The 14,438-nt window shown below is 63.8% G+C and carries 14 protein-coding genes, 2 tRNA genes and 1 other RNA gene; 14 read left to right on the top strand and 3 right to left on the bottom strand.

Features of this window, described 5'->3' with window-relative positions:
* The first annotated feature begins 157 nt into the window (after positions 1-157).
* Together QP965_RS08090 and QP965_RS08085 are read left to right on the top strand one after the other, a co-directional pair.
* The gene (locus tag QP965_RS08090; RefSeq protein ID WP_502869256.1) at positions 158-1,021 is read left to right on the top strand and encodes a DUF418 domain-containing protein; all 864 of its coding nucleotides are present in this window, start codon (positions 158-160) and stop codon (positions 1,019-1,021) included.
* A gap of 2 nt (positions 1,022-1,023) precedes the next feature.
* A complete protein-coding gene (locus QP965_RS08085; RefSeq protein WP_284844630.1) occupies positions 1,024-2,073 on the top strand; it encodes a trypsin-like serine protease in 1,050 nt (349 codons plus the stop codon).
* Here the strand turns inward: QP965_RS08085 and QP965_RS08080 are convergent.
* On the bottom strand, positions 2,070-3,098 hold the full coding sequence (locus QP965_RS08080; RefSeq protein WP_284769157.1) for a prephenate dehydrogenase: 1,029 nt from the start codon (positions 3,096-3,098) through the stop codon (positions 2,070-2,072). The genes QP965_RS08085 and QP965_RS08080 overlap by 4 nt on opposite strands.
* Positions 3,099-3,137: 39 nt before the next feature.
* On the opposite strand from QP965_RS08080, the gene QP965_RS08075 reads away from it, so the two are divergent.
* From QP965_RS08075 to tgt, 6 genes are all read left to right on the top strand, one after another.
* On the top strand, positions 3,138-3,617 hold the full coding sequence (locus QP965_RS08075; protein ID WP_005323176.1) for a tRNA adenosine deaminase-associated protein: 480 nt from the start codon (positions 3,138-3,140) through the stop codon (positions 3,615-3,617).
* A 25-nt stretch (positions 3,618-3,642) separates the two neighbouring features.
* Complete coding sequence (locus QP965_RS08070; protein WP_204611388.1) at positions 3,643-4,074, top strand: nucleoside deaminase; 432 nt, start codon at positions 3,643-3,645, stop codon at positions 4,072-4,074.
* Between the two features lie 51 nt (positions 4,075-4,125).
* Positions 4,126-4,326, top strand: a complete 201-nt coding sequence (locus QP965_RS08065; protein WP_005323174.1) for a CsbD family protein — start codon at positions 4,126-4,128, stop codon at positions 4,324-4,326.
* 91 nt (positions 4,327-4,417) lie between these two features.
* Positions 4,418-4,505: transfer RNA gene (locus QP965_RS08060), tRNA-Ser, on the top strand.
* A gap of 202 nt (positions 4,506-4,707) precedes the next feature.
* A complete protein-coding gene (locus tag QP965_RS08055) occupies positions 4,708-7,329 on the top strand; it encodes an MMPL family transporter (RefSeq protein ID WP_284844631.1) in 2,622 nt (873 codons plus the stop codon).
* A 2-nt stretch (positions 7,330-7,331) separates the two neighbouring features.
* A complete protein-coding gene (gene tgt, locus QP965_RS08050; protein WP_284844632.1) occupies positions 7,332-8,576 on the top strand; it encodes a tRNA guanosine(34) transglycosylase Tgt in 1,245 nt (414 codons plus the stop codon).
* On the opposite strand, the gene QP965_RS08045 is transcribed toward tgt, so the two are convergent.
* Complete coding sequence (locus tag QP965_RS08045; RefSeq protein ID WP_502869255.1) at positions 8,561-9,235, bottom strand: queuosine precursor transporter; 675 nt, start codon at positions 9,233-9,235, stop codon at positions 8,561-8,563. The genes tgt and QP965_RS08045 overlap by 16 nt on opposite strands.
* Before the next feature lie 33 nt (positions 9,236-9,268).
* On the opposite strand from QP965_RS08045, the gene gluQRS reads away from it, so the two are divergent.
* From gluQRS to QP965_RS08030, 3 genes are read left to right on the top strand one after another with little or no spacing between them, the layout of a single operon-like run.
* Positions 9,269-10,162, top strand: coding sequence for a tRNA glutamyl-Q(34) synthetase GluQRS (gene gluQRS / locus QP965_RS08040; protein ID WP_239194339.1), 894 nt, complete (start codon positions 9,269-9,271; stop codon positions 10,160-10,162).
* A gap of 11 nt (positions 10,163-10,173) precedes the next feature.
* The gene (locus QP965_RS08035) at positions 10,174-11,754 is read left to right on the top strand and encodes a cation:proton antiporter (protein WP_284844634.1); all 1,581 of its coding nucleotides are present in this window, start codon (positions 10,174-10,176) and stop codon (positions 11,752-11,754) included.
* Positions 11,755-11,764: 10 nt separating this feature from the next.
* Positions 11,765-12,100 carry a hypothetical protein gene (locus QP965_RS08030; protein ID WP_005323168.1) on the top strand — a complete coding sequence of 112 codons (336 nt, stop codon included), beginning with the start codon at positions 11,765-11,767 and terminating at the stop codon, positions 12,098-12,100.
* Between the two features lie 88 nt (positions 12,101-12,188).
* Here QP965_RS08030 and QP965_RS08025 read toward each other — a convergent pair.
* A tRNA-Ser gene (locus tag QP965_RS08025) sits at positions 12,189-12,277 on the bottom strand.
* Between the two features lie 179 nt (positions 12,278-12,456).
* Between QP965_RS08025 and ffs the strand changes: the two genes are divergently transcribed.
* The 3 genes from ffs (at position 12,457) to QP965_RS08010 (ending at position 14,431) form a co-directional block, all read left to right on the top strand.
* Positions 12,457-12,555, top strand: an RNA gene (ffs, locus tag QP965_RS08020) — signal recognition particle sRNA small type.
* Between the two features lie 60 nt (positions 12,556-12,615).
* On the top strand, positions 12,616-13,887 hold the full coding sequence (locus QP965_RS08015) for an aspartate aminotransferase type Ic (RefSeq protein WP_284844635.1): 1,272 nt from the start codon (positions 12,616-12,618) through the stop codon (positions 13,885-13,887).
* Complete coding sequence (locus QP965_RS08010) at positions 13,841-14,431, top strand: hypothetical protein (RefSeq protein ID WP_284844636.1); 591 nt, start codon at positions 13,841-13,843, stop codon at positions 14,429-14,431. Before QP965_RS08015 ends, QP965_RS08010 begins: the two co-directional genes overlap by 47 nt.
* Positions 14,432-14,438 lie beyond the last annotated feature (7 nt).

The following is a 14,438-nucleotide window of genomic DNA, read 5'->3' as shown; positions in this document are numbered from 1 at the left end:
CAGCAACCTTCCAGACAGACTTAGTAGAAAAAGAAAGTCTTTATTAACAAGGGGAGTGCGGCGACGCGTTCCCCTCCGTCTTGAAGGAGAACGCTAGGTGTTAGCACCCTCGCGCATTGTAGGGCTCGATATAGCCCGCTCACTTGCGATTATCGGCATGATAGTTCTGCATATGGCCTCCTTGGTGTGGCATACCAAGGTCATTTTAAATGGCCTGCCCGCCGCACTATTCGCCGTTCTAGCCGGCGTCACGTTGATGCTTATGTCCCGCGATTTCACGGCGACGACGTTCCTGCGCATCATCGCTCGCGGCTGCATAATTACGCTTATCGGCCTCGTCCTGCTGCCCGTGGGCGGAGAGATTCAAATCGTCCTCGTGGTCATCGGTATCACGATGATCCTGGTGTCCTGGGTCCCGCCGCTGCGCTGGTGGTGGAAGCTCCTGCTCCTCGCCGCTGCCACCGCCGCCGCGACCATAAAATATGCGCCGCTGACCCTGCCGCAGGTCTATCCGCTGCTGGCCTATTGCGCCTATTTCCTCGCTGGCATGCTGCTCTATGAGGTCTATATCCGCAGCTCCCGTGCCGCTGCCCAGTGGGTGTCCACCGGCATCGCCGCCGTGGTCGCCGCTGCCGGCTTTTACTTCCGCTTTGCCCCGGACATGCCTGGCTGGCTGCGCTTTACCGGCCACACCGGCGTGCTGGGAGAGATTGTCCTATCCATCGCCGTCGCCGCCATCGTCCTGCACTTATGCCTGCTTATCGGTCGAGCAGTGCCTAAGCTGGCGTATCCCTTTGCTGCGCTGGGGGCAATGTCGCTGAGCATCTACATCCTGCATGTGCTCACCGCTTACTACTGGCAGAGCCACGTCTCCCTGCACAACACCGCCTGGGCCTGCGCGTTCATCGCCCTCTTCCTCGTCTTCGCGAGCCTATGGCGCCGCCTGATAGGGAAGGGGCCGGCCGAATGGGCCGTCGCCAAAGTTATCGCCATCGCCGTTCCTGGCGGAAAGAAGGACTAATCATGCAGCACAAAATCTTCCCTGCCTTGCTCGCCGCCAGCATCGTGGCACTGACTGCCGCCCCGGCCACTGCACTCGAACACGGCGAACCAGCTCCGGACTCCCCGGAAGCCCGTACCGTCGCCCAACTCAAGATAGGACGCGTGGGCAGCTTCGGCGATTGCACCGGCACCCTCGTGGCCGCCCAGTGGGTGCTCACCGCCCGCCACTGCCTCGAGTCCGTCAATAACGAGGGCACCCAGGCCCGCATCAATGGCACCACCTACGACGCCGATTCGTGGGCGCTATCCCCGCTTTCCGACGCCGCCCTTCTCCACCTCACCACCCCCGTCACCGATACAAAACCCGCAGAGATTTCCACTCAAGTTCCAGAACCTGGCCAGCGCGGCACGCTTTACGGCTGGAGCAGCAGTTCCTCCATGGCGCGCCGCGGCCAGCTGCCGCAGGCGGAGATGGAAGTGGCTGAGCTCCTCGGCGCCGGCCCTGCTGGCCCCGCTAGCTCCACCGAACCAGGCGCCGCAGACGCGGCCGAGGATGGCGCCGAGGACGCCGCTGGCGGAGAAAGCATTCCCGCGGCCGAGGCCATGCCGGGACTTAAAATGCCGGAGGGTACGGAAAGCGTGCCAGCCAGCGAGGCGATGCCGGGTGGGGCGCCAGATGGCCCGATGCCACTAATTGAAAGCGCCATCCTCGACGTACACTCCACCGGCCGGGCCGGCATGCAGGGTGGTGACTCCGGCGGCCCCTTCTTTGTAGACGGTAAGCTCGCCGGACTCGCCACGGCGGGCACCGCGAATGGGGATCCGGACTTGCCCTCGCCAAGCGCGGCAATCACCACGCTGGCCGGCACCAAGGAGTGGATCGAGGCAGTAGTGAGCGGACGCGATAAGGAAGCGATTCTCACCGCGGCAACCACTCCCGAACCGCCGAAAACCCCGCAGACCAGTGCAGATCGTGCGGGGCTCTATGCGGGCATAGCCGCCATCGGCCTTATCGCCGCCGCGGTGCTGGCGCGGATTCCCCGCCTGCGCAACCGCGGCCGTGAGGACTAGAAAATCTCGATGCGCCCGCCCAGGGACTCGGATTGGCGCAGCTGCGCCACCCAGTTCGGACCGCCTGGGTGCAGGCGCAGCACCGGGCGGGAAGAAATCTTGACCGGGGAAACCGATTCCTTGCGCGCGCCGGAACGGGCATCGATGCGGGTGCGGGCGCGATAGCCGGCGTCGGAAAGCTCAGCGATGGAAGGCTCGGGGGAGTCGAGCTTCTCGCGGGCATCGTGCAGCAAGTCCAAGGCTTCGTCCAATGCTTCCACCAACGCCGGCGCATTGGTCTCGCACATCTGCTGCACCAGCTCCGGGTGCGTGCCGGCCACGCGGGTAGCGTCCTTGAAAGAACCGGCAGACAGGGACTGTGCCAGGATTCCGCCATTATCGCCGACCACGGCGAGGATCTCCGCAAAGACGTGCGGCAGGTGGGAAATGCGCGCCACCGCGGCATCATGATTAGCCACGCGGATAGGCACCGCCTCTGCGTGCACCATCTGGGTCATGCGCACGACCTCGGTGAAGGTCTCAATCCACTCCTTCGGAATCTTGTCCCCGCGCGCCTCACACTCGGCGGCGTAGTCATAGGTAATGCCCCACGCCGCGCGGCGGAACAGGTCCTTCTGCGAGTTATCCCAGCCGGACTTGGACGTGCCCGCCATCGGGTGGCCGCCCACATAGCGCGACTCCATACCGCGCTCCAGTACCTGCTGGCGCACGGCCGTCTTAACGGAAACGACGTCCGTAATACCGCAGCTCGGCGCGTGCTCTTGAATAGCATCGAGGACCTCGCCCACCGCGGTCATGGGAACGGCAATAACGATGAGCGCGTTCTCCGTCTCCGCGCGGGTCAAAATCGCCGGAAGATCATCGGTGACGTCAAAACCCTGCTTTACTGCAGTGCGGGCGCCAGACGTGGAGTGGTTGTAGCCAAAAACGTGGTGATTGTATCCGGCGAGATCGCGCAGCAAAGAGCCGCCGATGAGGCCGAGGCCAATAATGCAGATGGGGCGTTGAACATCTTGAGAACTCACGATGACAATTGTGGCACAACACGACTAATCTCACGAGGTATGAGCAACGAAAATTACTCCTTCGCGGTAACCGTCGCCCGCAACGCGGGCCAATGGCTGGTGCGCAGCTTCAACGATGACTTTGAGGATCCGCAGACCTCCATCAATGCGGTGCGCAGCCTGCGTTCTGAGGGGGCTGCGTTCGCGCTGCTGTGCGTGGAGGATGCTTATTTTATTGCCGTGCGCCCGGTGCCGGGCGGGGTGAAGATGCTCATCTCGGACGCCACCTATGGCGTGGACGATGACTTCGCCGCCGATTTCATGGATATCAACGATCATGAAATCCCGGATGTGGACCCTGAAGAGGCCGATCCTTATGGCGAGGGTGATTTCGATATCTTCGCTGACCTTGGTCTATCCGAGGACCAGGTGGGCTACATCATTGACAATGATGAGGACTGGCCTTCCGATATGTTGCTGCGTATCGCCGGCGAGCTCGGCTTTGGCGATGAGTTGGAAGACGTCATTGATAACGCCTGAGCCCTTGCTGCGCGCTGAGGCTCGGATGCGTCGCGCCCTCGACGTCGCCAAGCGTACGCCGGCCGGCGACGTCCCCGTGGGTGCGGTGCTGTACGACGCCGCGGGAACCGAACTTGCCACCGGCGTCAACCGCCGCGAAGAGCTGGCGGACCCCACCGCCCATGCCGAGGTCGAGGCCATTCGCCAGGCCGTCCGTGTACACGGCGATGGCTGGCGGCTTTCCGGCTGCGAACTCGTTGTCACCCTGGAACCATGCGCTATGTGTGCCGGTGCGCTGCAGGCCGCGCGGGTGTCCTCCGTGGTCTTCGGCGCCTTTGAGCCCAAGACGGGCGCGTGCGGCTCGCTTATCGATGTCCTCCGTGCCCCCACCGCCCCCTTTACCCCGCAGGTCCGCGGCGGCGTCCTCGAAGGCGAGTGCGCTGGGTTGCTCCGAAACTTCTTCGACGGCCTGCGCTAAACGTGCGTACACTGGTGGTCATACAACAACTGTCTACTCAAAGGAGTGATTATGGGCGATTTGGAAAACAAGAAGGATGGCCTCGTAGGCAAGGCAAAGGAAGCCTACGGCGAAGCTACCGACAACAAGGACGTAGCTAACGAGGGCAAGGCCGACCAGGTCACCTCCGAGGCTAAGGACAAGCTGTCTGACGCCGCTGAAGGCATCAAGGACAAGGCCAACGAGGTTATCGGTGGCCTGAAGGACGACTAATCCTCGTCCCTCGTTTCCGCATCTCGCTGCGCTGGCACCCCGCCGGCGCAGCGATTTTGTCGCTCGGGCCTACTCCCGTAATCTGGAACGCGGTGGCGTGTCCGAGCGGCCGAAGGTGATCGCCTCGAAAGCGATTGTTGGGTAACCCCCAACCGCGGGTTCAAATCCCGCCGCCACCGCACCGGGATCCCGGCCTGTTTACGCAGGTCGGGATTTTCTTTTGCCCAATTTCCCAGCAGGCGCGCGGAATCCGGCTGGCTGGCCGCCAGCTGTGAAAACTGGGACGCAGGTGGCTTCGTGATAGGGGATTGTGGGGTATGGCCACTACACTAGGGCAAAGTTCAACCCGTCCCCCACGCGAATGCAAAGGTACATCTACCCGTGGCTAAACTGCTTTATCGTCTTGGGCGCTGGTCTTTCCTCCATAAGTGGAAGGTCATCGTGGCATGGCTGCTGCTGCTCGCCGCCGTCGGCGGTGCCGCCGCCTTGCTGATGAAACCGATGACGAGCGAGTTCTCCATCAAGGGAACCCCGTCCATCGACGCCACCTACAAGACTATGGACCTCTTCCCAGAGGGCGGAAACCCTGCCAACTCGCCCTCGGTCAACGTGGTCTTCAAGGCCCCAGACGGCCAGAAGCTTTCTGATCCCGCAAACCGCGAGGCCATCGACGCCACCATCTCCTATCTCGAGGACAACCTGGAGATGGGCGATACCACGCGCTTTGGCAACCCGCTTGAGGTCTCGCCCCGCCTGCAGGACCAGGTGATCCACCAGTTCACGGACATGGGATTGCCGGAAGCATCCGCCCGCGCGGACGCGGACAACCTCGCCATGGTCAATGATGACGAGACCATTGCCTATACCACCTTTAATTTCGACGCCGAGTCGCCCTATAGCGTGGAGCAGGCCGATAAAGACACCGTTACCGAGGCGATGAATATTGCCCGCGACCGTGGCCTCACGGTAGAAGGCAATGGTGCCGGCTTTGGCGATGAAATCGCGGTCAATTCCACCTCTGAGATCATCGGCCTCGGCGTTGCCTTTATCGTGCTCATCTTTACCTTCGGCTCCCTGGTGGCCTCGGGTATGCCTTTGGTGTCCGCCGTCATTGGCGTGGGACTAGGCGCGCTGGGCATGCTCATTGCCACCCACTGGATTGAGCTCAATAATATGACCCCGGTTCTGGCCATCATGATCGGCCTGGCTGTGGGCATCGACTATGCGCTGTTTATTCTTTCGCGCTACCGCGCCGAGCGCCGCCGCATGGACGGGCCCGATGCCGCAGGCATGGCGGTGGGTACGGCCGGCTCCTCCGTGGTCTTTGCCGGCGCGACGGTCTTTACCGCGCTCTTCGCGCTCATCATTGCGCGCATTGGCTTCCTCACGGCCATGGGCTTGGCCGCCGCCGGCACCGTCGCGATCGCCGTCTTGGTCTCGCTCACGCTCATCCCTGCGATGCTGGGCTTGCTGGGCGATAAGGCCTTCAATGGTCGAATCCCCGGCGTGGCCGGCAACCCGACCCGCAAGGGCAAGCGCCGCCGCGGGCCCACCATGGGCAACCGGTGGGTGCGTTTAGTCCAGAAGGTCCCCGGCCTGGCCATGGCGCTGGTTGTCCTCTCCCTGGGCGCGATGACCGCGCCGGTGCTCGACATGGAACTCGCCCTTCCGGCCGATACCACCTCCAATCCCGATACCACCCAGCGCAAGGCTGCCGACATCATGTCCGAGGGCTTCGGACCCGGCGTCAACGGCCCCTTCCTCGCCGTGGTCGATGCCCATACGGTCAACGCGGATGCCGGCGCCCTTGCCCCGCTTGTCGACGCCCAATCCCAGTCCGAACCAGCCCCCGCGCCCGCCCCCGCACCAGACGCGGAGGCCGCGCCCGAGGGCGCTGCACCAGAGGGCGCTGCACCGGAAGACGTGGCACCGGAGGACGCGGCACCGGAAGACGTAGCCCCTGAGCAGCCGCAGCCGGACCAGCCCGAGGCCGAGCCGGAAATCGCCCCGGCCGCCGAGGTAGTAGACACCTCCGCAGACACTGCGGACAATTCCTCGCCGGAGGATAAGGCCGCGCTCGCGTCCTTCCTGTACACCGCGGACCAGCTCAAGGGGCTGGGCGGTGTGAAGCACGCGCAGATCGTCGGCCTGAGCGAGGACCAGCGCGCCGCGCAGATCATGGTCACCCCAGAAACCGCGCCGACGGACGCCGCGACGGTCAACGTTGCGCACGCGTTGCGCTCGGCCACCAGCGAGATTGAAGACGCCACCGGTACCGATATCGGCTTGACCGGCCTGACCGCCGTGCAGCTCGATATCACCGAGCGCCTCGAGGAAGCCATGGCGCCGTACCTGGCCATCGTCGTAGGCCTGGCCATCGTGCTACTGCTTTTGGTCTTCCGTTCCATCCTGGTGCCGCTGGTTGCGGGCCTGGGCTTCCTGCTGTCCGTCGGCGGCGCCTTCGGCCTGACCGTCCTGGTCTGGCAGGAAGGCCTGTGGGACCTAGTCCCCGCGCCGGGCCCGCTGATTTCCTTCATGCCGATCTTCCTCATCGGCGTGACCTTTGGCCTCGCGATGGACTACCAGGTCTTTTTGGTCACCCGCATGCGCGAGCATATCTCGCGGCATCCGGAGGGCACCGGCGGGCGATATAGCGCCGTCGACGAGGCCACCATCACCGGCTTTACCCAGGGCGCCCGCGTGGTCACGGCCGCGGCCATCATTATGATTTCGGTCTTCGTGGCCTTTATTAACCAGCCGCTGCCTTTCATTCAGATCTTTGGCTTTGCCCTGGCCGCCGGCGTGCTTTTCGACGCCTTCTTTATCCGCATGACCCTCGTCCCCGCCACCATGTTCCTCATGGGCCGCACGACGTGGTGGATGCCAAAGTGGTTGGAGAAGATTCTGCCCACCCTGGATATCGAAGGCACCGCCCTGGAAGAAGAATGGGAAGCTAAACACGCCACCCCAGCCCCTATCCCCGCAGATGAGGAAGAAGAATAGAAATGGACTTGAGCTTCGACGTCGGCAAGCGCCTGCCCGAAGGCCCCGGCAAGCACGGCCGCAGCGGTGTCATCCACACTCCGCACGGTGATATTCACACTCCGGCCTTCATCCCAGTGGCCACCAAAGCCACGGTCAAGACGCTGACCCCGGAACAAATTCGCTCTACCGGTGCGCAGGCCATCTTGTCGAATGCGTACCACCTCTACCTGCAGCCGGGCCACGACATCGTGGACGAGGCCGGCGGCGTGGCCGAGTTTGAAAACTGGCATGGCCCGACCTATACCGACTCCGGCGGATTCCAGGTCATGTCCCTGGGCGTGGGCTTCAAAAAGGTCCTTGCGATGGACGTTGCGGATCTCAGCGATAAGGACATCCGCGCCGCCAAGAAGGAACGCATGGCGCAGGTGGACGAGGATGGCGTGGATTTTAAATCCGTCATCGACGGCTCCAAGCACCGCTTTACCCCCGAGAAGTCCATGCAGATCCAGCACGGGCTGGGCGCAGACATCATGTTTGCCTTCGACGAACTGACCACGCTGGTTGATACGCGCACCTACCAGGAGGAATCCGTCGCGCGCACGCACCGCTGGGCTAAACGCTGCCTGGATGAGCACGATCGCCTCACCCGCGAGCGCGCCCACCGCCCGAAGCAGTCGCTGTGGGGTGTTGTCCAAGGCGCGCAGTACGAGGACCTGCGCCGCCAGGCCACCCGCGGCCTGCTCGACCTCGACCGCGCCGCCCGCGAGGACGGCAAGCGTGGCTTCGGCGGTTTCGGCATCGGCGGCGCACTGGAAAAGGAAAACCTGGGCACTATCGTCGGCTGGGTCTGCGATGAGCTACCCGAGGACAAGCCGCGCCACCTGCTCGGCATCTCCGAGCCGGACGATATCTTCACCGCCGTCGAGGCCGGCGCCGATACCTTCGACTGTGTGGCGCCCACCCGCTTGGCGCGCCGCGGCGGCGTCTACACCTTGGATGGCCGCATGAACCTTACCAATGCGCGCTTCAAGCGGGATTTTGCCGGCGTCGACGAGGAATTCGGCGGCTACGTATCCGAGAATTACTCCCGCGCCTACCTGCACCACCTGCTCAAGGCGAAGGAATTCCTCGCCGGCACGCTGTGCACCATCCACAACGTGGAGTTCATGATTCGCCTGGTGGATAATATCCGCGCCGCCATCGACGGCGGCTACTACGAGGCCTACCGCGATGAATTCCTCGGCCGGTACTACGCCGGCAAGTAGTCCTCGCGCTTCTTCACCCACTGAATGACCGCGGCCGTCACCGGCAGCATGACGGCCTCCATCAGGGTCTTCCACACAAAGCCCACGAGGACGTAATTGATAAATCCGCCCACGGTGTCTACGCCGATGACCGGTGCGGCGATGGCGCAAAAGAGCAGCGTATCGCCGAACTCGCCCACCACAGTGGAGGCGATAAGCCGCGCAAAGAGGCCCTTTTCGCCCGAGCGCTTCTTCATCGCGGTCAGCGTCCAGGCATTCAGCAGCTGGCCCACCAGGTAGCCGGCCAGCGAGGCGGCCAGGATCTGCGGCATCAGGCCGAGCGTGGCAGCGAAGGCCTCCTGGCCCTCGTAGAAATCGGCCGCCGGCAGCCAGATGGCGATATAGAAGCACACGGCCGCCAGAATGGCCATCGCGAAGCCGATATAGACCGCGCGCCGGGTGGACTTGAAGCCATAGCACTCCGAGAGCACATCGCCGACGATATAGGCCAGCGGGAAGAGGAAGAAGGCGCCGTCGGTGACCAGCGGGCCGAGCTGGACGCCCTTGGTGGCGTTGATATTAGAAATCAGGAACGTCACCACGAACACGGTGACCAGCCAGGGGTAGAGAGTGGAGCGGACGGGAATGAAGCGCACCTCAGCGCCGTTCGATTTTTCCATGCCTGCCATTGTGCCAGCCCGTAGACTGTGGGCATGAATTCCGCGACCACCGGCGCCGGCCGCTACGCGCCAAGCCCCTCCGGCGATCTGCACTTTGGAAACCTCCGCACGGCGCTTCTGGCGTGGCTTTTCGCCCGGTCGACGGGCAGGCGCTTTGTGGTGCGCGTGGAGGACATCGATAAGCAGCGCTCCTCCCAGGAGTCGGCCGAGCGCCAGCTCGCGGATCTGCGCGCGCTCGGGCTGGACTGGGACGGCGAGGTCATCTACCAGCACGACCGCGACGCCGCCTATGAGCAGGCTCTGGCCCAGCTGCCCACCTACGAGTGCTATTGCTCCCGCAAGGATATCCGCGAGGCCTCCCGCGCCCCGCACGCCATTCCCGGCCAGTACCCGGGCACCTGCCGCAACCTCACCGAAGACCAGCGCGCGGCCAAGCGCGCCGAGCTTGCGGCCCAGAATCGCCAGCCCGCCCTTCGCCTGCTTGCCGACGCCCCCACATTCACCATCCACGACGCCCTCCACGGCACCTATACGGGCGACGTGGATGACTTCATCCTGCGCCGCGGCGGCCAAGACACTGGCTGGGCCTATAACCTGGCCGTCGTCGTCGACGATGCCTACCAAGGAATCGACCAAGTGGTCCGCGGCGATGATCTGCTCTCCTCCGCGCCGCGTCAGGCCTACCTCGCCTCGCTGCTCGGCATCGAACCGCCGGAGTATATCCACGTCCCGCTCGTACTCAATGCATCCGGCGAGCGCCTGGCCAAGCGCGATGGGGCGGTGACCATGCGGGAGATGGGGGAGGAGGGGGACGTCGTCAAGCAGCTGGCGGCCTCGCTGGGGTACGAAGCCCACAGTGCTGCGGATCTGCTCGCGCAATTCGCGCCTGACCGCCTCAGCCCGGAGCCTTATATCTGGCGGGGGTAAAATCTGGGCCCATGGACGTTCTTCTGGTGCTCATTGGGCTCATGCTGCTGACCGTGTTCGTCGTCGCCATCGGTGACAAGGTTGGGCTGCCATGGCCGGCGTTGCTGACGATCATTACCGCCTGCGCCGTCTTCGTGCCCGGTCTGCCCCAGTTCGAACCGCCTACCGAGCTCATCCTGCCCATCTTCCTGCCGCCGCTGCTGTGGGCGCTGGCCCGGCGCACCTCCTGGGGTGTTATCCGCGAGCAATGGGTGACCATCCTGAGCCTGTCCGTGCTGCTGGTGGTCGCCACCACGCTGGCCGTTGGCTTCACGGCCTATGCCTTCCTGCCCGGCATCAGCCTGGCCGCGGCCATCCTTATCGGTGCGGCCATCGCCCCGCCGGACCCCGTTGCCGTTGACGCCGTGGCCGAGCCCGCCGGCATCCCGCGCCGCATCATTACCACCTTGCAGACCGAGGGCCTATTTAACGACGCCGCCTCCATCGTTGCCTTCAATCTCGCGCTGACGGCCGTAACCCAAGGCGATGAGCTTTCCTTCGGCGGCGGCGTGCTCAACTTCTTCTACTCCGCATTCGTCGCGGGCGGCCTGGGGTGGGTCGTCGGCCGGCTGGTGGCGCTGTTTATCACCCATGTCCACGACGTCACCGCGCGCAACGCGCTGACCTGGGTGACGCCGTTTGCGGTCTACCTCATCTCGGAGGAACTCGGCGCCTCCGGCGTTATCGCCGTAGTCATTGCGGCCGTGGAGCTTAATTCCCGTGCCGATATTCAGGCCGAGGACCGCCTGTCCGGCCAGGCCTTCTGGGAGACCATCGAGCTGCTCTTTACCGGCGTGGCTTTCGGGCTCATTGGCCTGACGGTCAATACCGCCATCGGTGAAGTGGGCTCGGACCTGTGGCACTCCGTGGTGGTGGGCGTCATCTTGTCCCTTGTGGCCTTCGTCGTCCGCTTGGTGTGGATGTACATCTATTACCGCATCAACGTCTCCCGCGGCCGCCCGCGCGTGGCGCCGCTGCGCCTGCAGGAGGTGCTGCTGATGACGTGGTCCGGCATGCGCGGCCTAGTCACCTTGGCGCTGGTTTTGTCCATCCCGGCCGGCGTGTTCAGCTTTCACCACGAGCTGGCGGTCATTGCACTGACCGTCTTGCTGGTCACGATGGTGGTGCCCGGCCTGCTGCTGCCGTGGCTGATGGAGCGCCTTGACCTGACAGAGGCCTCCCAAATCGCCAGCGATAAGATGCGCGCCGCCGTGGTGGCCCGCGCGCGTGCGGCCAGCATCGAGGCCCTGTCGCACTTCCGGCCGGACGGCCACATTACTGCCGACGCCGAAAAGGTCGACCCCGAAATTTCCGCCAACGTGATTCAGTGGTTCGAAGACCGCCTGGGCGATGGCGAGGATGTTTCCGATGACTCCCGCTGGCAGCGCGCCTGGCAGGCCCGCCACGTGGTGTTGGAGGCCCGCCGGACCGCCCTGGCGGCCGCACAGGAGGAGCTGCTGCGCATGCGCGGCTACCGGGCCTATAATCCGGCCATCGTGGATGAGGTGCTCGAGGAAATTGACCGCATGGTCTTGGGCACCAAGCGCCACTAGGCTGGGCGGCATGGATCCTTTCGATTATGCGCAGCTTGAGGACGCTCTGGATTACCTCTACGACTTCCTTGACCAGGACCTAGCGGACCGCGTGCGCGCCGAGCGCGAATATGTTCCAGCAGGGCTGGAGGGCTTGCTTGCCGACGACTCCCTCGACGACTACGTCTGGCTCTGGATCAAGGACCCAGGCCCGAACGGATTCCGGCAATACCTGCGCGATGGCGGCTATTCCGAGGCCGAGGTCTCCCAGGCTTTCCTCTGGGCGCGCACCGAGTGGGGGATGAATACGCCGCCACACGTCGCATGGCTTAAGGCGGATGGCTACGAGCCGCCGGTCATCGATTAGGGGTAGCGGCGTCGGCAAGCGCGGCCGCGCGCCCGTATACAACAAAAATCCCGGCTCCATGCTGTGTAGCAGGAGCCGGGATTTCCTTTGGCGGAGGATGTGGGATTTGAACCCACGAGGGGCGTGAACCCCGCACGCGTTCCAGGCGTGTGACATAGGCCGCTAGTCGAATCCTCCGAGAAGAAACATTAGCAGCCGTGGCAATTATTTTACCAATCGCCAGGTCAGGGCCTATTTTCGGCGATCTAAAGCCGTTTTGTGTCGAATGGTCCTTGGTCCGCGCGCCGGCGGGTGGTGGCAGCCCGTGCGGCTGGAGGTCCATTTGGCTAAACCGGTGCGCGGGCGTTAAAGTATGGGGCAGGATTCCGCGTGGCGTCCATCCTCTGAACTCCCCCAGGGCAGGAATGCAGCAAGGGTCAGGAGGCTCTGGCGGGTGCGCGGGGTCCCCTTTTTGTATGGCGTGCGTTACTATTGGGGGCTAAAAGTCGCCCTATACATGGAAGGTAGACATACGCATGTCGCTTCTTACTTTGGAATCGTCCGAACTCGCGGAGCTCGCTGCCCAGGTCCGTAAAGACTACGAGGACCTTAAGGCTAAGGGCCTGAAATTAGATCTGACCCGCGGAAAGCCGGCCAAGGCACAGCTGGACCTCTCCAATGATTTGCTGGCGCTGCCCGGACTAGGCCATTACACCGATGCGGCCGGAAACGACCTGCGTAATTACGGCAACCAAAAGGGCATCAAAGAACTGCGCGATATCTGGGGCAAGCTGACCAACATGGACCCAGAGCTGCTGATTGCCGCAGACTCGTCCTCGCTGAACATCATGTTCGACCTGATCTCTTGGGCGTTTCTCTTCGGCACCAATGATTCCGCACAGCCGTGGAGTAAGGAAGAAAAGCTCAAGTGGATCTGCCCGGTGCCGGGCTACGACCGTCACTTTGCCATCACGGAGCAATTCGGCTTCGAGCTGGTCACGGTGCCAATGGAGGAGGACGGGCCGGATGTAGAGGCCGTCGAAAAGCTGGTAGCGGATCCGGCAGTCAAGGGCATGTGGGTAGTGCCGATGTTCGCTAACCCCACCGGCGCCGTGATTTCTGAAGACAAGGCCCGCCGCCTCGCCCGCATGGAGGCCGGCGCGCCGGACTTCCGCATCGTGTGGGATAACGCCTACGCCGTGCACACCCTGACCGAGGACTTCCCGGAAATCCTGCCGATTCTGGATATCGCTGCGGAAGAAGGCAACCCGAACCGCTTCTGGGCCATGTCTTCGACCTCGAAGATCACCTTCGCGGGCGCGGGCGTGGGCTTCTTCGGCACCTCGGAGGACAACCTCGAGTGGTACCTGGAGCACGCCGGCATCCGCGGCATCGGCCCCAATAAGATTAACCAGCTGGCACACCACGAGTTCTTCGGCTCTGCCGAGGGCGTGCGCGCCGTGATGCGCCGCCACGCAGCGCTGATTAAGCCCAAGTTCGATGCCGTGCTGCGCATCCTGGACAAGCGCCTCGGCGAGTACGAGGTGGCGCAGTGGACCAACCCGAAGGGCGGCTACTTCATCTCCCTCGACGTCGTCGACGGCACCGCCAACCGCGTCTGGGAGCTGGCGCGCGATGCCGGCATCCTGCTCACCCAGGCCGGATCCGCCTACCCTTATGGCCAGGACGACAATGACCGCAATATCCGCCTCGCCCCAACCCTGCCGCCACAGGAGGAGGTCGAGGCCGCGATGGACGGCGTTGCCACCTGCGTCCTGCTCGCCGCCGTGGAGAAGCTGGGGGCCTAAAATCAACGCCGACGAGTCTGCCCTGTGGCTGAGCGAGATTATCCCGGCGCCGCTGGAGTTCCGCTACGTCGATAAGCGCCGGCTAGGCCTTGCCTCGCTTGCCGACGCCCAATCGCTCGCCCTTACCACCACCTTCAACACCACCGACACCGGCCTGCAAAGCCAAGATGACGGTGCCGATGTGCGCTGCGAGCTGCTTACGGTGGCACGCACCGGGCAGCCCGAGGTGGCCGCCGCCATCAACGCCGCGGCCGACACCTTCGAGAAGGCCGGCGGCCTGCTGCCGGCGCAGCCGGGCGTGATGCTGCCGTCCATCCTCGACGTCCCAGATATCACCGTGCACCACGGACTGTTCATCGCGCCGTACCTGTGGGGCGGGCAGACCCCGCAGTTTCGCGAGGAGGGCCGCCTGACCCTCATCTTGCAGCTGGTCATGCTGACGGATTCGGAATATGCGTTTGGGGTAGAAGAGGGCGTCGGCAAGCTGCAAGGAGCGGTGGCCGAGCAGGGCATTGACCTGCTGGACTGGTCGCGCGAGGGTTAGCCGGTAA

The organism is Corynebacterium sp. MSK074 (genome assembly GCF_030229735.1).
Taxonomy (GTDB): domain Bacteria; phylum Actinomycetota; class Actinomycetes; order Mycobacteriales; family Mycobacteriaceae; genus Corynebacterium.
The sequence above is the reverse complement of the archived record's forward strand: the minus strand, read 5'-3'. Positions and strand labels throughout refer to the sequence as shown.